23 protein-coding genes are annotated in these 20,729 nt (G+C 50.5%); 15 read left to right on the top strand and 8 right to left on the bottom strand.

All coding sequences use genetic code 11. The features are described from left to right. Position 1 precedes the first annotated feature (1 nt). Positions 2-1,375 (bottom strand): DUF4335 domain-containing protein, encoded by a 1,374-nt coding sequence (locus R6U67_RS00190; RefSeq protein WP_410250667.1) that lies wholly within the window; start codon positions 1,373-1,375, stop codon positions 2-4. After that, entirely contained in the window at positions 1,375-1,983 is a 609-nt protein-coding gene (locus tag R6U67_RS00185; RefSeq protein ID WP_410250666.1) for a DUF3038 domain-containing protein, read from the bottom strand. The genes R6U67_RS00190 and R6U67_RS00185 overlap by 1 nt, the downstream gene beginning before the upstream one ends. A 286-nt stretch (positions 1,984-2,269) precedes the next feature. Here R6U67_RS00185 and R6U67_RS00180 point away from each other — a divergent pair, with 286 nt between their 5' ends. The 7 genes from R6U67_RS00180 (at position 2,270) to R6U67_RS00150 (ending at position 8,311) form a co-directional block, all read left to right on the top strand. Beyond that, positions 2,270-2,782, top strand: a complete 513-nt coding sequence (locus R6U67_RS00180; protein ID WP_410250665.1) for an adenine phosphoribosyltransferase — start codon at positions 2,270-2,272, stop codon at positions 2,780-2,782. A gap of 48 nt (positions 2,783-2,830) precedes the next feature. Continuing rightward, positions 2,831-3,886, top strand: a complete 1,056-nt coding sequence (locus R6U67_RS00175) for an ABC transporter permease (RefSeq protein WP_410250664.1) — start codon at positions 2,831-2,833, stop codon at positions 3,884-3,886. Between the two features lie 41 nt (positions 3,887-3,927). After that, positions 3,928-4,212 carry a hypothetical protein gene (locus R6U67_RS00170; RefSeq protein WP_410250663.1) on the top strand — a complete coding sequence of 95 codons (285 nt, stop codon included), beginning with the start codon at positions 3,928-3,930 and terminating at the stop codon, positions 4,210-4,212. Position 4,213: 1 nt separating this feature from the next. Beyond that, positions 4,214-5,359, top strand: coding sequence for an AAA family ATPase (locus tag R6U67_RS00165; RefSeq protein ID WP_410250662.1), 1,146 nt, complete (start codon positions 4,214-4,216; stop codon positions 5,357-5,359). An 80-nt stretch (positions 5,360-5,439) separates the two neighbouring features. Further along, on the top strand, positions 5,440-6,228 hold the full coding sequence (locus R6U67_RS00160; protein WP_410250661.1) for a hypothetical protein: 789 nt from the start codon (positions 5,440-5,442) through the stop codon (positions 6,226-6,228). Between the two features lie 83 nt (positions 6,229-6,311). Then, on the top strand, positions 6,312-7,346 hold the full coding sequence (gene egtD, locus R6U67_RS00155) for an L-histidine N(alpha)-methyltransferase (protein ID WP_410250660.1): 1,035 nt from the start codon (positions 6,312-6,314) through the stop codon (positions 7,344-7,346). A gap of 92 nt (positions 7,347-7,438) precedes the next feature. Next, a complete protein-coding gene (locus R6U67_RS00150; protein ID WP_410250659.1) occupies positions 7,439-8,311 on the top strand; it encodes a hypothetical protein in 873 nt (290 codons plus the stop codon). Between the two features lie 29 nt (positions 8,312-8,340). On the opposite strand, the gene R6U67_RS00145 is transcribed toward R6U67_RS00150, so the two are convergent. The 5 genes from R6U67_RS00145 to sufR all read right to left on the bottom strand — a co-directional run bounded on the left by R6U67_RS00145 (position 8,341) and on the right by sufR (position 11,525). After that, positions 8,341-8,778: an NUDIX hydrolase gene (locus R6U67_RS00145; RefSeq protein ID WP_410250658.1), complete on the bottom strand. Its 438-nt coding sequence runs from the start codon at positions 8,776-8,778 to the stop codon at positions 8,341-8,343. 29 nt (positions 8,779-8,807) lie between these two features. Further along, positions 8,808-9,257 carry a DUF3531 family protein gene (locus R6U67_RS00140; RefSeq protein WP_410250657.1) on the bottom strand — a complete coding sequence of 150 codons (450 nt, stop codon included), beginning with the start codon at positions 9,255-9,257 and terminating at the stop codon, positions 8,808-8,810. A gap of 43 nt (positions 9,258-9,300) precedes the next feature. After that, complete coding sequence (locus tag R6U67_RS00135) at positions 9,301-10,218, bottom strand: Sll0314/Alr1548 family TPR repeat-containing protein (protein ID WP_410250656.1); 918 nt, start codon at positions 10,216-10,218, stop codon at positions 9,301-9,303. A 161-nt stretch (positions 10,219-10,379) separates the two neighbouring features. Continuing rightward, positions 10,380-10,784 carry a hypothetical protein gene (locus tag R6U67_RS00130; RefSeq protein WP_410250655.1) on the bottom strand — a complete coding sequence of 135 codons (405 nt, stop codon included), beginning with the start codon at positions 10,782-10,784 and terminating at the stop codon, positions 10,380-10,382. Positions 10,785-10,850: 66 nt separating this feature from the next. After that, positions 10,851-11,525 (bottom strand): iron-sulfur cluster biosynthesis transcriptional regulator SufR, encoded by a 675-nt coding sequence (sufR, locus tag R6U67_RS00125; RefSeq protein ID WP_410250654.1) that lies wholly within the window; start codon positions 11,523-11,525, stop codon positions 10,851-10,853. Between the two features lie 173 nt (positions 11,526-11,698). Here sufR and R6U67_RS00120 point away from each other — a divergent pair, with 173 nt between their 5' ends. The 6 genes from R6U67_RS00120 to R6U67_RS00095 all read left to right on the top strand — a co-directional run bounded on the left by R6U67_RS00120 (position 11,699) and on the right by R6U67_RS00095 (position 17,561). Continuing rightward, positions 11,699-12,061 (top strand): ferredoxin-thioredoxin reductase catalytic domain-containing protein, encoded by a 363-nt coding sequence (locus R6U67_RS00120; RefSeq protein WP_410250653.1) that lies wholly within the window; start codon positions 11,699-11,701, stop codon positions 12,059-12,061. Positions 12,062-12,162: 101 nt separating this feature from the next. Next, a complete protein-coding gene (sufB, locus tag R6U67_RS00115; protein ID WP_410250652.1) occupies positions 12,163-13,602 on the top strand; it encodes a Fe-S cluster assembly protein SufB in 1,440 nt (479 codons plus the stop codon). Between the two features lie 93 nt (positions 13,603-13,695). Further along, on the top strand, positions 13,696-14,010 hold the full coding sequence (locus R6U67_RS00110; RefSeq protein ID WP_410250651.1) for a hypothetical protein: 315 nt from the start codon (positions 13,696-13,698) through the stop codon (positions 14,008-14,010). 88 nt (positions 14,011-14,098) lie between these two features. Continuing rightward, positions 14,099-14,884: a Fe-S cluster assembly ATPase SufC gene (gene sufC / locus R6U67_RS00105; RefSeq protein ID WP_410250650.1), complete on the top strand. Its 786-nt coding sequence runs from the start codon at positions 14,099-14,101 to the stop codon at positions 14,882-14,884. A 6-nt stretch (positions 14,885-14,890) separates the two neighbouring features. Next, positions 14,891-16,228: a Fe-S cluster assembly protein SufD gene (gene sufD / locus R6U67_RS00100; protein WP_410250649.1), complete on the top strand. Its 1,338-nt coding sequence runs from the start codon at positions 14,891-14,893 to the stop codon at positions 16,226-16,228. 70 nt (positions 16,229-16,298) lie between these two features. Further along, entirely contained in the window at positions 16,299-17,561 is a 1,263-nt protein-coding gene (locus R6U67_RS00095) for a SufS family cysteine desulfurase (RefSeq protein ID WP_410250648.1), read from the top strand. Between the two features lie 183 nt (positions 17,562-17,744). Here the strand turns inward: R6U67_RS00095 and apcB are convergent, their stop codons facing one another. Continuing rightward, positions 17,745-18,251 (bottom strand): allophycocyanin subunit beta, encoded by a 507-nt coding sequence (apcB, locus tag R6U67_RS00090; RefSeq protein ID WP_410250647.1) that lies wholly within the window; start codon positions 18,249-18,251, stop codon positions 17,745-17,747. Between the two features lie 390 nt (positions 18,252-18,641). On the opposite strand from apcB, the gene glnA reads away from it, so the two are divergent. Continuing rightward, a complete protein-coding gene (gene glnA, locus R6U67_RS00085; RefSeq protein ID WP_410250646.1) occupies positions 18,642-20,063 on the top strand; it encodes a type I glutamate--ammonia ligase in 1,422 nt (473 codons plus the stop codon). 157 nt (positions 20,064-20,220) lie between these two features. Then, a partial coding sequence (locus R6U67_RS00080; RefSeq protein WP_410250645.1) for a DUF262 domain-containing protein occupies positions 20,221-20,729 on the top strand: 509 nt, incomplete at its 3' end.

Below are 20,729 nucleotides of genomic sequence, written 5' to 3'. Positions count from 1 at the left end.
CTTAACGTCGTCCATCCCAGGGGCCAATTTGGATCGTCCCCCGAGGTGTAAAGACCACTCGAAACTCAGCAATGGGAACTAGGGTAACGCGATCGTCTTGAATCTCGACTCCTGCCGCTGGATTGTACAGAGGTTCAATGGGAAGTTCGCCAAAATAGGCGGATGCGATATCCGAGAGGGGTTCATATTGAGTAATTTCTCCGTCCTCGGTGACGGCCAGACGATAGTCTAAATTGCGATCGAAGACTGGTGTTGTCTCCCATTCCTCATAGAGCGCATCGCGCACCTCGAAGATGAGCCGATCAATGGTGGCGATGTCGGTAAGGCGAGGGGTGCGGCTGGGGCGAGAGGTGCCATCCCAGGGACTCACTTGTAAGACGCCATTGGGCCGAAAGACGACTTTGTACTCAGCCAACGACTCCACGGCGGCGGTTCCGCCATCTACGGGGAGATACAACACGCTCGATAGGGGGGTTTCCCCGTCAAACTCGCGGGCGCGATCGCTGTCTGGACGATAGCCGACGACGGCGCCATCTTCGCCAACGCTGACGCGATAGACTAAATCCTCGTCAAAGGTTGGGGCGGTTGTCCAAGCTTCGTCCAGTTCGTGATAGAGCTTATAGCGCAATGCGGCTAGTAAGTCGGGATCCTCGATGGGGGTGACGGTATCGGCCAACTGCGCCGGGTTTCCTTCGTCTCCAGGATTGGATAAGGGTTCTGGGGGCGAGTCGTTGGCCGTTGGGGTGGCGATGGCCTCGCTGAGTTCTTCGGTTTCTTCGATGACGTTCTCCCGAGGGGGGTCGACTTCGGGAACGGGTAAGGGAGACAAGGCCAAGGCGGCCACCACTAGACTCGATACGCCGATGGCGAAGGGGGCGGCCCGTTGGCTGACGGGTTCTTCGTTTTTCGCTTGGCGGCGGTTTCTCGGGAGTAGCTTGAGTTGGTGATCGGGAAGGGTGCGGCGATCGCTCAAGAGTTGATCGACCACGTCGACTAAGTCAAACAGTTGTAGGGTGGTTAGATCAATTTGCAGGGGTTCGGAGGGATTGGCGTCTTGGGGCGATCGCAGATTGAGGCGATGTAACCCTCCCTCTAGCGGTGTGAGGGTCACCCAAGACTGAGGCGATTGGACCGCAACCTTGCCCATTCCCAGGAAACTCTGGGTATAGTCGCTGGTGGCGGCGACTAACTCATTGAGGAAGTCGATTCCACCGCTGAGGGCGTTGGGTTTGCCCAAGACGTGACATTCAGCATTGACGAGAACGCAGAGACGCGCTCGCGCCGACTGCTGCGATTCCGAGTCCCCATTTGGCTCATCCAACCCTTCTACAATCAGGGTACATCCCGGTAAACTATACTTGCGCCGTACAACCATCAGACCTCTCCATCAAACAAACTCACCCAAAACCGAGTTAAACCTGCGGTTCCGGTACAAAATAGTAACTTTTCTAGCAACTCAACTGCCAGATTATCGAGCTTTTCGTCCGTGTCGTAAACCATCACCCCGGAACGACGGGGATTCATGCGGCTGCGGAAGTGGGTGCGAAAACGGGAGAGATAAACGGCCAACTGAGGATGTTTCTCTAAGGGCAGGTTCTGCTCCCGTAACTGCTGGGCCTCTTTGTTGAGTTGCCGTAGCCGCAGCATCATCGATCGCGCAAGCTGACAGGTAATAATGGTTAGGACTTTCGCTTCCTCTTGGGAGAGGGGACGGCGGCGACTGGCTCGCCGTAGGGGATTGGTATTGCGGATACGCCAAACGGTGACGCGATCGCTCAAAACCGAATTCAGTTCCAACTGATGGGCCAGACTCAGGATTTTCTCAGATCCACTGAGATCGAGAGCCTCGATCGCCAACAACATCAAATCCAGTTGGACACGAGTTCGCCGGGAACAGCCGTGATGAGTCACCGGCATATCCGGCAATTGCTGTTGTAGTAGCGTGAGAGTGGAATCACGTGTTTTCGGAGGATTGGATACCATGAGGCGCGACGCTGACAGGTGAACGTGGTTAGTGGGCGATGCAAGTGGGCGATGCAAGTGGGCGATGCAAGTGGGCGATGATTGGGTCGTTCCATCAACCGCTCAAAGCTAGATTATTACATTCTCGGCGATCGCTAGCATTCCCGGCCCGTTTCCCCCAGGTCAAGTTGAACGCTTTGACCTGGGAAGTTTCCTGATAGGATTTGTGGAGACTGATACCCATGTCCCCAGTCCCACGAGTTCATCGAAAGCGCGAGAAACACGTCATAATCACGCCATAATCATCATGGATCTAAAATCCCTCATCCGCGACGTTCCCGACTTCCCCAAACCCGGAATTGTCTTCCGAGACATCACCACCCTGCTGGCAGATCCCGAAGGACTCCGTTGCACCCTCGATCGCCTGGTAGAGCAATGCAGCTCACTCCGCCCCGATATTATCATTGGCATGGAGTCCCGTGGCTTTCTTTTTGGCGTGCATCTAGCCTACCGTCTCGGGGCCGGCTTTGTTCCCGTCCGTAAACCGGGAAAACTGCCTCGGGCGGTCCATCGTGTTGAGTACGAGTTGGAATATGGCCGCGATCGCCTCGAAATGCACCAAGACGCCATTCCGGCGGGAGCCAGAGTTTTGGTCGTCGATGATCTGATCGCCACTGGGGGAACCGCCAAAGCCACGGCGCAACTGGTTGAACACTCCCAGGGCGATTTAGTTGGCTTTGCCTTTGTCATTGAACTCAACGCGCTGGCTGGGCGCCAACAGTTGCCTGAAGTTCCCATTGTGACTCTCGTTCAATACTAACTCACGCCTTTGGGCCACGTTCACCGTTCCCCATGATTGACACTATCGATGACTTCTCCTCCTTCCTCAAGTCCTAAACCCAAACGTCCTCTCGATCAACGTCTGACGGAGTTTTTCCAGAATGACACCACGAGTTATGTCATTCAACGACTTGGACAAGGACTGTTAACCTTATTGATCGCCTCAATGTTGTGTTTCGCGGTCATGAAGTTAGCTCCTGGGGACTTTTTAGACACCTATAGTCAAAATCCAACGGTGTCTCAGGAACTCTTAGATGACTTAACACAGCGGTATGGCTTAGATAAACCGGCCGTCACGCAATATCGCCTTTGGTTAACTTCAATTGTGACTCAAGGGGATTTTGGCTGGAGTTTAATGTATCAGCAACAGGTGACAACTTTAATTGGCAGCCGAGTGTTTAATACGTTAATTTTGTCTATTTTTTCCCTGATTATCACCTGGACAATTGCGATTCCCTTGGGGATTGTTGCCGCTGTTCGTCAAAATAGCACTCTCGACCGGATTTTGCGGATTCTCAGTTATGGAGGACAAGGGTTTCCGAGTTTTATTACGGCTCTGTTGCTGCTAATTCTAGCGCAAAATCTCACCCCTTTGATTCCTGTGGGAAATATGACCAGTGTTTTTCATGATGATTTATCAACCGTGGGGAAAGGGTTAGATATTCTTTGGCACGCTTTGTTTCCGACGTTGGCTCTGAGTATCACCAGTTTTGCTGGGTTACAACGTTTGATGCGCGGACAACTGCTTGATGTGTTGCGACAGGATTATATTCGCACGGCTCGCGCCAAAGGATTACCGGAAAATAAGGTGATTTATGTTCATGCGTTGCGCAATGCAATTAATCCTATGATTACGTTATTGGGGTTTGAGTTTGCGGCTCTGCTAAGTGGTTCGTTTATTGCTGAGTTTTTCTTTAGTTGGCCGGGATTGGGGAAACTGATTCTTGAGGCACTTCGCTCTCAAGATCCGTTTGTGGTAATGGCGGGTTTGATGATGGGAGCGACGATGTTAATTGTTGGGAATTTGTTGGCTGATTTGCTCTTAAAAGCGGTTGATCCTCGCATTGAATTAACGAATAACTAGCGGGGGATGGTTCTAAAATTCTCCTGTAGATATCTTGGATAATGATGTTTTCTGAAACCTATTATGTGTTGCGATCGCAGCAAGATGGCCAATATCTAGCCGCGCGTCCTGATGTTGAGGGCGATCGCTATTTGTTGCTATTCACAGAGCATTTTGATGCCCTCAGCTATGTCAACCGCTTTGCGGAAGACTATAAAGCGCAAATTTCGGTCGAATCCCTCGCCACTCCCAGCCTAAAACCCCTACTTCAGCGTTGGGGATATGTCGGATTTGCCCTGGTGCGCGATCCCCTCTTACCTCGCTTGGAGTTTCTAACAGCAACCTAACATGAAAATCGAATCAATTTTCATTGATAAATTCAAACGGTTTGATGAGCTGTTTATTTCCTTTGAAAATAAGAGTTTGGGAGAGGTGAGTGATCGTTTCCTGATTTTAGGAGATAATGGTACTGGCAAAACCACAATCTTACAAGCGATCGCTCTACCCCTTGCTCTCGCGACTAAAACCATCTCGGAGTTAAACGAGTTTTCTTGGAGTGGTTTCTTAGCCAGCCGGTATTATCAATGGGGAATCCCAAGCTTAGAACTAGAGGTTTCTTTGTCATCCCAGGAAATTGAGACCACCCAGGAAATTGCTCAATTTTGGTATGACTCCTTTCCTGCAAAGTTTCGTCCACCTAATTTTGTACTCCCTGGTAATTCTAGGCAATTGAAAATTAGTCTATATGGTGAGTATTGGCGTGTTGGTGAAGACAATAGCTTAGAGGAACGTTCTCAATTTCTGGGTCGATACTACGCTCGGCAGCTTGTTAAAATTGCACGGCAAGATCCATCGATTTGGCAGCATTTTTCCTTGTCTGATTTTGCTCGACTTCCCGGGGTATTTTGGTTTGACCAATTTCGTAATCTATCATCTCCCCCAAAACTCAATGATAGGGGTTTAGCAGAGCCAAATGCTGAAAACAGTTTACCTAAAACTGGGGTATCTCAGTATCGAGAGTATTTGCTGAACTGGTTTGAACGACAAAGCAACCAGGCTGAGCCAGACCATCCTCAAAATTATCTGACGGTCTTAGAGAAGCTTTATCAAACTATTTTTACCAGTCGCTCCATTCAAGGTGCTGAGCCTCTACGAAGGGCAGAAAATTCTGGGAATGATTCTCGTGAAGATCAGAACTTCTTTCTGTTCAGCGATGGAAACAAGAACTACGATATTGCGGAGATGTCGGCCGGAGAACAATCAGTTTTGCCAATTTTTTATACGATGGTTCGACAGCATATTGCTAACTCCATTGTTTTGATTGATGAAGTTGATCTAAATTTGCATCCTCCCCTAGCTCAAACCTTGACCAGTCAACTTTTAAAGCTTTGTAATAACTGCCAATTTATTATTACAACCCACTCTGATGCAGTGAATGATATTGTCGGAGAAGATGATACCTATCGCCTTCCTGGGGGGTCTTTATGCCTGTAGGGAATCTGTATTGTGAGGGATCAAGGAAAAGTTTAGATATCCGAGTGATACAATTGCTTGTTTTGGGAGTGGGTTGCCGGATGATTCCCACTGAGGGTAAACGTGAATTGTGGCAAAAGCTTAAGGTTTTAACGACCTCACCAGAAGTCACAAGTACAACTCAAATTATTTCGGCCGGGATTCGCGATCGCGATTTTGATCCTCAGTTTTATCAGACTTTAGATAATCCCCAATATCGTCCCATCAATTGGAACTATAAAAACTCTCAAATTGGCTGGGTGTGGGAACGCAAAGAAATTGAAAACTATCTCATTGATCCCGTAATTGTTCGTAAAACCCTAGCGGATCGAGTTGATATTCCGAGATATGAAGTGGCCTTGCAGTCATCTGCTGAGACGTTGAGTGAGTATACCGCCGCACGAGTCGCCTTATCATTGTGTCGCCATCAGCCAGCCATGCTGGAAAATCGCTGGGGGGAAGCCTGTGGACTTCGACATCACTGTTTACCCCAACAGCGGGATTATCACAGTTGTATTCAGGGAATTGAGGCGATTTGCCAAAATCACGGACGGCAGTATCAGCTCACTCCATCAAAGGTTGTAGAAGAGTTTCAACGTTTACTCCCCAGCTTTGAGCGTTCTGGCTCAAAATTTGCTCATTTTTTAACCGTTTTTTCAGGCAAGGATTTATTGACGGCCATGGGTTCCGAGCTGATGCAGATGGAGTTAGGAGAACCCGGACAGTTCTTGGCTCGTATCCTCAAGCGTCTCGAAACATCTCCCGAACCTGTTTGGGAGTGGTTGCCAGAATGGCAGCGGTTGAGGGAGGCGATCGCCCAATTTGGGTCTACATCCTCAGGATTGAGTTGACTCGATCCCTTGCACGGATTGTCAATGGATTGTCCAAGCAGATGGGACAATGGAGTTGATGGCTTCATTACACATCGACCGTTATGTCACCCTCTAATCTTCCCCATACTTCATCCTGTCAGAATGGCGATCGCCTCACGGTGACTCACCTCAGTCAAACCAGCCCTAACCCATCCCCAGCGGGGGCTGATGTCCGTGAAGGCTTGCAACAAATCCCTAAAACCCTGCCAGCTCAATACTTCTACGACGATCGCGGTTCCCAACTCTTTGAGCAAATCTGCGATCTCCCCGAATACTACCCCACCCGTACTGAAGCCAGTATCCTGCAAACCGCCGCCCCGGAAATCGCAAGCCTCACCGGAAACAGCGAACTGGTGGAACTCGGGAGTGGAAGTTCGAGTAAAACTCGGCGACTCCTCGATGCGTATTGCCAATCTCTCACCCCCGAGCGCTCTCCTGTGATCTATCGTGCCATTGATGTCAGTGGAGGAATGCTGCAACAGAGCGCCCAAACCCTCCTCAATGACTATCCTCCGCTGCGCGTACAAGGATTAGTCGGAACCTATGAACAAGCCTTAGATCACCTTCCCCCCACGGAAGCCGATAGCCGCCTGTTGCTGTTTCTCGGTAGCACCCTCGGTAACCTCAAACCCGAGGCTTGTCAGCAATTTCTGCAACGGGTTAGCCAGGCCCTGCATCCTGGGGAGTATTTTCTCTTAGGGATTGATCTCGCGAAGCCGAAATCGATCCTAGAGGCGGCGTACAACGACGCTCAAGGGGTGACGGCTGAGTTTAACTTGAATATGTTGGCCCATCTCAATCGACGCTTTGAGGGTAACTTTAAGCTCGATCAGTTTGAACATTGGGCATTTTTCAACGAAAAAGACTCCCAAATTGAAATGCACCTGCGCAGTACAGTCGCACAATCGGCGACCCTGCGCCAGTTGGATCTGACCCTAGAATTAGCCGCCGGGGAAACGATTCAAACGGAGATTTCCCGTAAATTTAAGCATTCAGAAATTGTTGAAACCCTAAATGGGGTTAAGCTTGAGACCTTGCAAACTTGGCATGATCCTCAAAACTGGTTTGCGGTTTTGTTAACCCGCCGTTGTTCCTAAAGCGTCTTGACGATCGCCCAAGTGACTCCCCTAACGTCCACGCTCCCGAAATCTTGGCTACAACAGAACCAAGCTGTTCTAACTTCTCCAGAATGAATTATCACAAAACTGTAGCTCTAAGTGTTGTGACGATCGCCCTGTCTCTGGGGGCCTGTAATACGGTTCCGGAAGACCCGATTACGACAAATGGCCGTAACGAAGAACCGGAACCAGAAGAGGTCGTTGAGACCCCAGACACGTCACCAAGTCCTTCGCCGACGCCGACGGAATCTCCTCCCCCCACCTCAGATGAGGGAGATGATCCAGTGGCTGTTTCTCCTCCTCAGGAGACTCCATCTGCTAACGAGTCAGCCCAGGCTCCTTCCCTACCCCCCCCCTGGGAGCAGGACTTACCGGAGGTGGCGACGATTGAAGAGACGCAAGTTGGTGATTTAATGTGCTATGTCACGGTTACTGATTTACAGGGAAATACCTCTGTTATTGGTGCGGAATATCAGATCTGCGATAACGAAGACCAATTTTTGCGACGAACTCTAGGATTAGGCTATACGGAAAGAACCGTCGCCGATTGTGAAAGTAATGAACCCTGTGGACAGACTCGCCAAGAAATGCTTCTGTCAGATCTGATTAATATCGGCAAGGATTGGTCTGTCCTCAGTGATGGAAACTGGCGGGTGATGGTTGGGAAAATGGAAAGCTGGAATGGACCTAATAATACGGGTAATCTAAGCTATTATGGCTGTGATGATGAAAATAACTGTCTCGCCCTAGACGGAGGTGTCGTCAGTTGTCGTCGAGGGGTTTGTGGCTACGGCTGGGAACAAGGTGAATATCTTTATTCTATCGCTACCCCCATCGTTGAAGATGGCGGCGCACCGGCAACCTTGCGGGTCTTTCATCAGGGAGAGGAAATTCTCAAGGTTCCGAATATGGAGGTTGTCAACTCGAAAATTGACCCCTCTTAAGGTCGTTGTTGCTGAGGCTTAGGATGGCTTTAAACCGTTTCACAATAGCGTAAAAAGCCCTCGGGATAGAGCGTTAATTCCCCTGAACGGAATTTCTCTATCTCCACCCAACGGGCAACCTTTTTCCGTTTTCCTTCTAAAAAGGGGACAGTTTCCCGCTCATAAAAGGTTTTGTCGACAAAGTCACAGCGATACAATTGGATAATTTCGTGACCTTTTTTGCCTTTATACTCGAAGATATTTTCGATACAATCGAGATATTTAATATTGGTTAAATCGGCTTCGACTTCTTCCTGAAACTCCCGTTTTAGAGCGGTTAAGCTGGTTTCTAGGAACTCGACTCCTCCGCCTAAGGCACGGTAAAAATCTTTTTTCTTTTTGGAATCGTAGCCTTCGGATAAAAAGAGACGATCGCCATCGCGAATGAGTCCCAAGGCGATGACGCGAATGGAATTATACTTACCCATATTAGAGAGTGGTTCGTCCTCAATGAATGCTAGTTATAGTCGGCAAATTGGGCGGTGTGAGAGCCGGGAATGGGCCAATCTTCGTTTTCACCGCCAATAATCAAACGGGGAATGCTGACAAAATCAAGGCTAAGCTGGCGTAGAGCGTTAATCAATACATCGAGGGCGATCGCATCACTGGTTCCTAAGTCAAACCAACAGCGTGCCCAGTTTCCCTGATATTCAAACTCACCCATATTGTGCATCAGTGCCAGGATAGCGCTGTTGGCGTTGCGATCGCTGTAGTCCATATAACTAATATCCAACCCCTCATCCTGCACTTGTAGATTCTCCGCGTTGAAGCCGCCGAGTTTACCGAGGTAAAACCAGGATTCAAACACTTGTTCTACATATTGCTGTTCAGCCGGGGAAGGATTGTTGTCAAACTCCAACCAAAACCAAACATCAAAGGGGTTATATTCGCGAAACTGAACGTCCATAAAGCGATCGCACTCGGGATTAACATCAGGTCAACTACCTAGCTTACCGGTTCGAGGCTTGTTCTGCATCCACCCGTCGCTGGGCCTGATCTCGTTCCCGCTGAATTTGGCGAACTAAATCACTCGGAAGTTGCTCCTGCATGGCGAGGGCGCGATCGAACCAGGGTAGACTGGAGGCGCGATCGCCGCGATCGACATAAATTTGCGCCTTGAGATACATCACCTCAGGATTCTCAGGCGTCAGTTCCAAACTGCGATTCACCGCCGTCATGGCTTCATCGAAGCGGTTTAAATCCCGGAATCCTACCGCCAATCCCCGCTTAGCCAGATATTCGGGAGCCGCATAGTCTTCGAGACGTTCGATGGGCCGTTCAGGATTAGAAAAGGGAAGATTGGCCGCTAACATCAGATCCATATAGCCCTTAATAATGTTGAGTTCAGGATCTTCAGGATTGACTTCAGCGGCGCGATCGAGATGGCGAAACACTTGCTGTAACTTGGACAACGCCGTCGGAACCCCTCGCACAACCCCCTCAGTTTTCAGAACATAGGCCCCTTCAAAGAAATGGCCCACCGCCAGATAGAGATTACCCCGCAGAGGATCATCAGGGACTAACGCCTCGGCCCGTTCTAGGGTTAACGTGGCGTAGTCTTGGAACTCACTCGGGAGATTGTCGGGATCTTCGAGATACAGCAACGAGGCCCGCATCGCGTAGAGAATCGGGTCAACATTAGCCTCACTCAAGGCCTGATCCACCTGTTGGGCCGCCAGAGGATAGTTGCCAACCCGGAAAAAGGCCTCAAAGGCGGCTTCAGTGGTATCACTGATATCACGGGGGTTTTGGCTACGGAAGGGATCGCCAGCCCAGACGGGAGTTAGCCAGGTTCCCAGGGCGATCGCCACCACACTCACCCCTCCCCCCCATCGAGATACCCAGCCAATTTGGTTACGCATGGTCATCGGGGATTCTCCCAAAACTCTAACTTCTCAGTATAGTCCAGGGGATGGAGTCGTCGCCGAGCTTGGCCGCCTCCCCTCAACTGTCCCTATATACACCGCCCCATCCAGAGAACAGAACATTGCTCGATTGTCAGATGAGTTGTTGGAATGAGTTGCTCGAATTAGCTCTTCAAACCCGGATCGAGTCCTCGTTTAGACTCTCGCTCAAACCAGTCAATAATCTGCTCAACCGTAATATCTGCCAGAGGTTGTTCCGTTTCCTGGCAGATCTGCACCAGAGGCTTCTGAGACGCCACCACTAAATTGCTAAAGAAGGTCGCGAAACTGGCATCCACATCCACCTGATCTTGAATGGTGCGATCGTCCTGAATCCAATCCGCTACCTGTTGCGGCGTAATCTCATCGGCTGGGGTGTTGGTTCTCTGAGAAATTTGCTGAAGGGATCTTAAAGCATAAATTGCCAATCGTGTCAAGAACTTTTCTTGAGAGGACAACAGAGCCGCATCCACCTTAGCCGCCTCTTCAGGCTGGAGAAATTCAACAGTAATCGGGGAAGGAGTGGTCATCGGAGTTAAAAATTGCCAGTACTACTTACTTTTAGAGTATCGTAGCCGGCGATCGCCCCAACCGATTTACCCCGACTCCGACGTAGCCTCAGATTGGCCCTCAATCAGATAACCACAGCGATTTTCCCCATCAATCATCCAATGAGTCCGCTGCACCTGACAATCCGGCAACGCCCGCACAAACATCTCCAACTCATGGCCGCAGACACTCGGGAAGGACTCGGCCACATTAGAAATCGCGCAATTGTACTCCGCCACCACAAACCGGGGCGCTCCCTTAGCATTGGGTTCCAACTCCACCAGTTCCGCCATATAGCCTTCCTGGCGGCGTAACTCCACCAAACTGGCGATTCGTTCTCCGAGGGGAGCTTCCCCAAGCTGATTGCGATAGGCGATGGCCTTACGTTGCCATTGTTTCCCGAGAACCTGGCCGACGCCCTCTTGTCCGACCGTTTCGGCGAGGGTATCGAGTAGAGACACCGCAAACTCATCATAATGGTGGGGAAACCGGGCGTGTCCGGCGTCCGTTAACTCGTACACATGTTGAGGACGGCCCATCCCCACCTGAACCGAGCCATGTTGAATCAGTCCTTCCCCCTCCAAGTCCTTGAGATGGCGTCGGATAGCCTGGGGGCTGATTTTCAGCGTTTCAGACAGGGTTTGCGCCTTGGCCTGACCTTGTTTGAGCAAGTGGTACAGGATATCGTCTTTTGTTGATGGATTCTGTGTGGTCGCCCTCATGTTCCTTATCCCTAAAGCCAATACAGCAGTACAGTAGGCAGCGTATGATATAAATGATGTCCGAGACTTTGACAACTTGCCTGTTGCTAAAGTAACCTACAACTAGGGATATAAACAACAGCCAAGTTGCTTTAGACTCCATTATAGACAAAGACGTTTATCGACTCTGCCCTATGACTGCACCAACCAACCCTCAGCAGGCCACCGAAAAAAACCTAGATGCCATGCGGCGCTTTTCCGAACAGTACGCCAAACGCACTGGGACCTACTTCTGTTCGGACTTGAGCATCACCGCTGTGGTCATCGAGGGGCTAGCCAAGCACAAGGATGAGTTGGGTGCGCCCCTGTGTCCCTGTCGTCACTACGAGGACAAAGAGGCCGAAGTCAAAGCCACCTACTGGAACTGCCCCTGCGTTCCCATGCGAGAGCGCAAAGAATGTCATTGTATGCTCTTCCTCACCGAAGACAACGACTTCGCCGGGCCTGAACAGAACATCAGCAACGAACAAATCCGCGCCACAACCAACCAAGTTTAGGGCAAGGTTCAACGTCGTAGACCTCTTGGGCAACTCCCGGCGAGGTCTCCACCCTATCCCCCATCCAACCACACCCACCGCGCAACGAGAGATAACCAGCCATGAGTGCCAGCGTTAAAACCCTAGTTAACCAACCCTACAAATACGGTTTCACCACCGACATCGAAACCGACAGCATCGCACGCGGACTCAACGAAGATGTCATCCGCGCCATCTCCATCAAAAAGAACGAACCGGAGTTTATGTTAGACTTCCGGCTCAAAGCCTATCGTCAATGGCTGAAAATGGAAGAACCCGACTGGCAACACGCCAGCTATCCCCCCATTGACTATCAAAATATCGTCTACTACTCCGCCCCCAAGGTCAAAGACGAGAAAAAGAAAAGCCTCGATGACGTTGACCCCACCCTCATCGAAACCTTCGAGAAACTGGGGATTCCCCTCTCGGAACAAAAGCGTCTAGCCAACGTAGCGGTGGATGCAATTTTCGATAGTGTCTCCGTCGCCACCACCTTCAAAGAAAAACTGGCCGAAGCCGGGGTCATCTTCTGTTCTATCTCCGAGGCCCTGCAAGAACACCCGGAACTGGTGAAGAAATATATCGGGAGCGTGGTTCCCGTCGGCGATAACTACTTCGCCGCCCTCAACTCCGCCGTCTTCACCGATGGGTCCTTCGTCTTCGTTCCCAAAGGGGTGACCTGTCCGATGGACTTGTCCACCTACTTCCGCATTAACAACGGTGACTCGGGACAGTTCGAGCGGACTCTGATTGTTGCCGAAGAAGGCGCCTCCGTGACCTACCTCGAAGGCTGTACCGCCCCCATGTTTGACACCAACCAACTCCACGCCGCTGTGGTGGAATTGGTGACCTTGGACGACGCGGAAATTAAATACTCCACCGTGCAAAACTGGTTCGCCGGAGATGAAAACGGCAAAGGGGGTATTTACAACTTCGTCACCAAACGGGGACTCTGTAAAGGCAAAAACTCCAAAATTTCCTGGACTCAGGTCGAAACCGGGTCTGCGATTACCTGGAAGTACCCCAGTTGTGTCCTGGTGGGCGATAACTCCGTCGGTGAGTTCTACTCGGTGGCCTTGACGAATAACTATCAGCAAGCCGATACGGGAACCAAGATGGTGCATATTGGCAAGAACACCAAAAGCACGATTATCTCTAAGGGGATTTCCTCTGGGAAGTCCAAAAACAGCTATCGCGGCTTGGTGAAGATGGGACCGAAGGCGGAAGGGTCGCGCAATTACTCCCAATGTGATTCGATGTTGATTGGGGATAATGCCGAAGCCAACACCTTCCCCTATATCGACGTTCAGAACAATCTGGCCAAGGTCGAACATGAGGCCTCTACCTCCAAGATTGGCGAAGACCAGTTGTTCTATTTCGCTCAACGGGGTATCTCTGAAGAAGATGCAGTATCCATGATTATTAGTGGCTTCTGCCGGGATGTCTTCAATGAGTTACCGATGGAGTTTGCGGCGGAAGCGGATAAACTCCTGAGCCTGAAGCTCGAAGGCGCTGTGGGTTAATTGAGTCTGGGTTCCGTCATTCGTTGGGGTGGCGGAACCATAGAGTCACAGAGTCCATAGAGTTTTTTGGGCTTTTTTTCTGGAATAATACAGATGGGAAACTCTGATTTTTTAGCAGATTTAGAAGAGTTTAAGGGGGAATATCTTGACAAGAACTTACAGCTAAAACTGGCTTCCATGAAGTTGCAATTTGACCAAATGCAACAAGAAGTTCAAGGAATTAAAAGTTTGTCAAGTTACAACCTCCAAACTAAAAAGCGGACTCTCAAGGTTAAGCTAAGAAATCTGCATTGCTATTTTGAGAGCTTGCAAGAAGAAGCCCGAGAGTTGCAAGAGGCGATTGATGACGGTTTTACTCGAATCGATACCTTAGATGAGTGCCTGAGTCAGGAAGAACCAGGAAATTAGAACTCTCGCTAATATCCAGTTCAATCTAAACCTGTACCCCAAACTTACCACAACCACTCCCCAAGCATCACCTTTGAATTAAACCACCATGATTGTTGAAAATAGCGACGTTATTCTTTCAGTTAAAAACCTCAATGCGACGGTTGAGGGAACCCCAATTCTCAAAGACCTGAATTTGGAAATCAAGGCGGGAGAAATCCACGCCATTATGGGACCCAATGGGTCTGGGAAAAGTACCTTTGCTAAGATTCTCGCCGGACATCCTGATTATGAAATCACCAGCGGCGAAGTGTTCTACAAGGGGCAAAACTTGCTGGAACTCGAAGCCGATGAACGGGCGACGGCGGGGGTATTTTTGGCGTTCCAATATCCCATTGAGATTCCTGGAGTGAGTAACTTAGACTTCCTGCGAGTCGCGTACAACTCCCACCGCAAAGCCAAAGATTTGGAAGAAATTGATACTTTTGATTTTGAGGATTTGGTCGAAGAGAAACTCGATATCGTGAAGATGCGGGCGGAATTCCTCAATCGCAGCGTGAATGAAGGCTTCTCCGGTGGGGAGAAAAAACGCAATGAGATTTTGCAGATGGCGTTGCTAGAACCCACTTTGGCAATTCTCGATGAGACGGATTCCGGGTTGGATATTGATGCCCTGAAAACCGTGGCTGGTGGTGTGAATCAGTTGGCGCAACCGGATAATTGCACGCTGATGATTACGCACTATCAACGGTTGCTCGACTACATTATTCCTGATTTTGTCCATGTTATGTATGATGGACGAATTTTGACCACTGGCGGCAAGGATTTAGCCCTGAAACTCGAAGAACAGGGCTATGATTGGGCGATCGCCGAATTTGCAGCAGTAGGGGTATAAGGCATTATGAGTTTAGAGACAATCACCAAAAACAACGTCACCTCCTTAGCTGAGTTGGTGAAGCTGCGTCAGCCGGTGGTGAGTGATGGGGCGATTCTTAACCCAATTCGCGATCGCCACCAGGCCCGCCTCGACGAACTGGCCCTCCCCACCACCCGCGATGAGGCTTGGCGGTTCACTGACTTATCCCAACTGACTCAGGTTGAGTTTACCGCCGCACCCTCCCCCGAGGTGGAGTTGCAGCAAATCGAAATCAACCTACTTCGTGAGGCCCCCGAAAGTCGCCTCGTCTTCATTAATGGGGTCTACCGCGATCGCCTCTCGAACCGCCAAGGCTTACCCGAGGGACTCTATGCTGGGAACCTCGGGGAACTTCCCCCCGAGCAAAAAGCCAAGCTAGAGAACTACCTCGCCAAACAACCGGGCCAGGAAGATGTCTTCACCGCCCTAAACAATGCCAGTTTCCAAGATGTCGCCGTGATCTGGCTCCGTCGTGGAACGGTACTGGAGACCCCCCTACAACTGTTGTTTGTCTCCGTTCCCGGTGAACAGGCGATGTTGACGCAATCTCGCTGTTTGGTGGTGGCTGAGGCCAATAGTCACCTCACTCTAGTCGAAGAACATCTCTCGACGGTTGAAGGCTGTCCCGACGCTCAAGCGGTGGCCTATCTCAATAATGCCGTCAGTGAAATTTGGCTTGAGGATAACGCCGACGTCACCCATGTCCGCTTACAACGGGATAACGGATCGGCCTTCCATATCGGCAAAACAGCCGTCACTCAAGCCCGAGATAGCCGTTACGCCTGTCATACCCTGAATTTGGGGTCCCAACTGTCTCGCCATAACCTGGATGTCTATCAAACCGGGCCGGGAACTGAAACAACCCTCAACGGGTTAACCTTGATTGGTAAAGCGCAAACCTCGGATAGTCACAGTACGGTCATCTATGACCATCCCAACAGCACTGTGAACCAGCTTCATAAGTGTATTGTCGGCGATAAAGGTCACGCGGTGTTTGATGGCCGGATTGTGGTCATGAAAAAGGCCCAACTCACCAACGCCAACCAACTCAACCGTAATCTGTTGCTGTCGCCCAAGGCGCGAGTCAACACCAAACCTCAGTTAGAGATTGTGGCCGATAACGTCAAATGCAGCCACGGCGCAACGGTGAGTCAACTCGAAGCCGATGAGGTGTTTTATCTGCAAAGTCGCGGTTTAGACAAAACCACCAGCCAAAACCTGCTGGTAGACGCTTTCGCCGCCGAGATTCTGCAAGAGATTCCTATCAAATCCCTGCAGACGGCGATCGCCCAATGTGTCGCCTGTCGCACGATTAGTTATTAGTCGAGAAGAGGGCGACCACAAGGGTACGCCCCTACGCTGTTCCCTATTCCCTGTTCCCTGTTCCCTCCCTATGACCCTCGCCACTGCCCGAACCCTAGCCGATCGCACCCGCGCCGACTTCCCGATTCTGCATCAGGAGGTCAATGGTAAGCCTCTGGTGTATCTGGATAACGCTGCCACCTCTCAAAAGCCCAAAGCGGTCATTGATGCCTTATCTCACTACTACAGTCGGGATAACTCCAATGTCCATCGTGGTGTTCACGCCCTCAGTGCCAGGGCCACGGATAACTATGAGGGAACTCGGGATAAAATCGTCCCCTTCATCAAGGCCCAGTCTCGCAATGAAATCGTCTTCACCCGCAATGCTAGTGAAGCGATTAACCTGGTGGCCTATTCCTGGGGATTGAATCACCTCCAGGCGGGGGATGAGATTATCCTGTCGGTGATGGAACACCACAGCAACCTAATTCCTTGGCAAATGGTGGCCCAAAAGACGGGGGCGGTGTTGAAGTTTGTCGGCTTGACGGAGACTCAGGAGTTCGATTTTGAGCAGTATCAGTCTCTCCTGTCCGAGAAGACAAAACTGGTGGCGGTGGTTCATGTCTCCAATACCCTCGGTTGTATCAACCCCGTCAAGGAGATTACTGAACTGGCTCATCGTCACGGGGCCAAGGTTCTCATTGATGCTTGTCAGAGTGTGCCTCATATGCCCATCGATGTGCAAGACATCGATTGTGACTGGCTGGTGGCCTCGGGCCATAAAATGTGTGCGCCGACAGGGATTGGCTTTCTCTATGGCAAATTGGCGTTATTACAGTCGATGCCGCCGTTCCTCGGGGGTGGGGAGATGATTGCCGATGTGGAACTCGACTCCTTCACCTGTGCTGAACTTCCCCATAAGTTTGAGGCGGGAACCCCGGCGATTGGCGAGGCGATCGCCCTGGGGGCGGCGATCGATTATCTGACGGAAATTGGTATGGAGGCGATCGCCGACTATGAACATGACCTCTGCCGCTACCTCTACGAAAAACTGGCCACAGTCCCGGGCCTAACCCTCTACGGACCCAAACCCCAAGCCGACGGCAGCGGACGGGCCGCCTTAGCCTCCTTCACCTCGGCCGATGTCCATGCCAACGACCTCTCAACCCTCCTCGATGAGTCTGGAGTGGCGATTCGCACGGGACATCACTGCACCCAGCCGTTGCACAAACTGCTGCAACAAACCTCAACGGCCCGGGCCAGTTTCTACTTCTACAACACCCATGCCGAGATTGACACCTTTATCGCCAGTCTCACGGACACCATTAACTTCTTTCAGAGCATTATGGGTTAGTTAAAAATAGACAGTTTAATTTGGACGTTCAATAACAGCTAAACCTTCACAAAACAGGGGGTTTAATTAAAATAAACGTCTTTTTTGTTCTGTCTATAACTAGCCCTTTTGTAGACAAATCGCGAGAATGGAATTAGGGGCGTATCGAGGATGACACGCCCCTAGTGAATGTCGCCAGGCGGGTTAGAGATCCTTTTCCCCTAACTCACGAATCATGTGATCAAACGGCTCATCAATGAAGCTCGTTTCAATACCAGCTTCAGCCACTTTGGCCTTAACAATCTCTTTCAAGATGCCAATACCGATGACCGTGGGGCCAATCGCCACATTGAGAGAATTATAGGTCTCTCTCAACCCCGTCAAGACGCGCTCATCGAGAACATCCGTATCTCCAGCCACCCAAGAATAGGTGGCATAGCGCAGATAATAATCCATATCCCGCAAACAAGCCGCATAGCGACGAGTTGTGTAGGCACTCCCACCGGGGCGAATCAGTTCAGGCTGGTCATTAAACAGAGTTGAACCCGCCTCTTTAACCACCGCCGCCGCTTGACCGTTAATCAGGGCTGCGGCTTGAACCCGAGCCGTACCCGTTTCAAAATAGGACTTTAGGCGATCGATGGCCACACCATCAAGATAGCGGCCCGTCGAATCGTAGTTTTTAATCAGCGTTGTAATTGCGTCTTGCATGAAATGCCTCTTCGTTATAAATACTGACCGATGGACTATAGCTTACCTCACCCTCCCAACATCAACGTCAAGGGGCAGGTCACGGGGAGCCACTAGACCCGGCCCCCCATAGTATTATTCCGTCCTGACTGCACAATGTTTAGAAAACTCAACAATCTTTCATAAATCCTTGGCCCCCATCCCAGAAACCGGGCCATATCTGGGATATTTCTGAGATTTTTGCGAAAAAATGTATAAACGATTACAAATCATCGCCACAGCAATCCCTAGGATGAATCAGGTATTCGTCAGCACCTAGCCCCACCCCTGCGTGCGTCTTCCACGTACCGTCCGGAAAAGCAACTACTGGCAAACTCCAACGATTTTCGCGATTATAGGGAGAAGTAACCCATGCCTGAAACGCCACAAGACGTCCTGAACATGATTCAGGGTGAGAACATCGAACTGATTGACCTGAAGTTTGTTGATCTGTTCGGAATCTGGCAGCACTGCACGTTCCACCGCAGCCTCGTTGAAGAAGAATCCTTCGATGAAGGGATTGCCTTCGATGGCTCAAGTATTCGGGGCTGGAAAGCGATCAACGCCTCCGATATGTCTATGGTTCCCGACCCTAGCACCGCTTGGTTGGATCCCTTCATGGACACCCCCACCCTGAGCATGGTCTGTTCCATTAAGGAACCCCGTACCGGCGAGTGGTATGAGCGTGATCCCCGTTCCTTAGCCGATCGCGCCTTGCAGTATCTGCAATCGACCGGAATCGGCGACACCGTCTTCTGCGGACCCGAGCCAGAATTCTTTATCTTCGACGATGTTCGCTACGACCAAAACGAACATGAAGGCTACTACCACGTCGATTCGAGTGAGGGGATGTGGAACTCGGGACGCCATGAAGAAGGGGGCAACCTCGGCTTTAAAACGGGCTACAAGCGCGGTTACTTCCCCGTCGGACCGTCGGATACCCTACAAGACATTCGTACGGAAATGCTCCTAACGATGGGGCGTTGTGGAGTTCCCATTGAGAAACATCACCATGAAGTGGGAACCGCCGGTCAATGTGAACTGGGGATTCGTTTCTCGGATCTGATCAATGCCGCTGACAACGTCATGACCTACAAATACGTGGTCAAAAACGTGGCTCGCAAATACGGCAAATCCGCCACCTTCATGCCCAAACCGGTCTTCAACGACAACGGGAGCGGGATGCACACTCATATGTCCATCTGGAAAGACGGACAACCCCTCTTCTTCGGCGATAAGTATGCTGATCTGAGTGACTTAGCCTTATACTTCATCGGTGGTCTGCTGAAACACGCTCCGGCGGTCTTAGCTTTCACGAACCCCTCCCTGAACTCCTACAAACGTCTGGTTCCTGGGTTTGAAGCACCGGTCAACTTGGCCTACTCTCAAGGAAACCGCTCTGCCTCGATTCGGATTCCTTTAACCGGTCCGAATCCCAAAGCCAAACGGATTGAGTTCCGTTGCCCCGATGCGAGTTCTAACCCCTATCTCGGCTTTGCGGCCATGCTGATGGCGGGTCTCGATGGGATTCAGAACAAAATTGAGCCTGGTGAAGCCCTAGATGTGGATATCTACGAACTCAGCCCTGAAGAACTGAGCAAGATTCCTTCTACGCCGGGTTCTCTCGAAGGTGCATTGAGTGCCTTGGCTCATGACAGTGAGTTCTTGACGAAAGGTGGGGTATTTACCGAAGACTTTATCGATAACTACATCACCTACAAGCTCGATAACGAAGTCAACCCCATCCGCCTTCGTCCCCATCCCTTCGAGTATATGCTCTACTACGATGCCTAAGCTCGCCTTAGTTATGGTTCAGTAACTCTCATCACCACCAGATAGAATTCCCTCACTTCAACGCAAGTGAGGGTTTTTTTGGGCCAACCCACTGACGCGCCTGGCGCTACACTGAGTCTGTAGGTAGGCTTGCTCTTCTGATTTCATAGGTTTAGTGATGTCGTCGTCTCAACTCCTCGATACTCGGACAACCCATTTCGGGGACTTAATCCGCAATGGTAAAATTTATCGAGTCCCCGCCTTTCAGCGAGACTACTCTTGGACAATCGAAAATTGGGAAGACCTCTGGCAAGATATTGAGTCGATTTATCACGATTCCCAGAGTAGTCACTATATGGGAGCGATTGTCTTACAGAACTCCCCCGACTCAAATCAGGAATTTACGATTATTGACGGCCAACAGCGGCTGGCGACACTTAGCATTTTGGCGATCGCCATTCTTGATAAACTCCAAGACTTAATCAACCAAGGACAGGCGGTTGAGGAAAATCGGGAACGTCAAAATATTTTGCGGCGAACCTATTTAAGTGATAAAGACCCCCGTTCCTTACGCTATTCGAGCAAGTTACTGTTGAATGCCAACGATAATGATTTTTATCAAAGTAACTTAATTAACTTACGCAAGCCCAGGAATCAGCGACGGCTCCCGACATCCAATCAACTGCT

Source organism: Sodalinema sp., assembly GCF_046483825.1.
GTDB lineage: Bacteria > Cyanobacteriota > Cyanobacteriia > Cyanobacteriales > Geitlerinemataceae > Sodalinema.
Note: the sequence above shows the minus strand (reverse complement) of the source record. Positions and strands in the feature narration are given on the sequence as shown.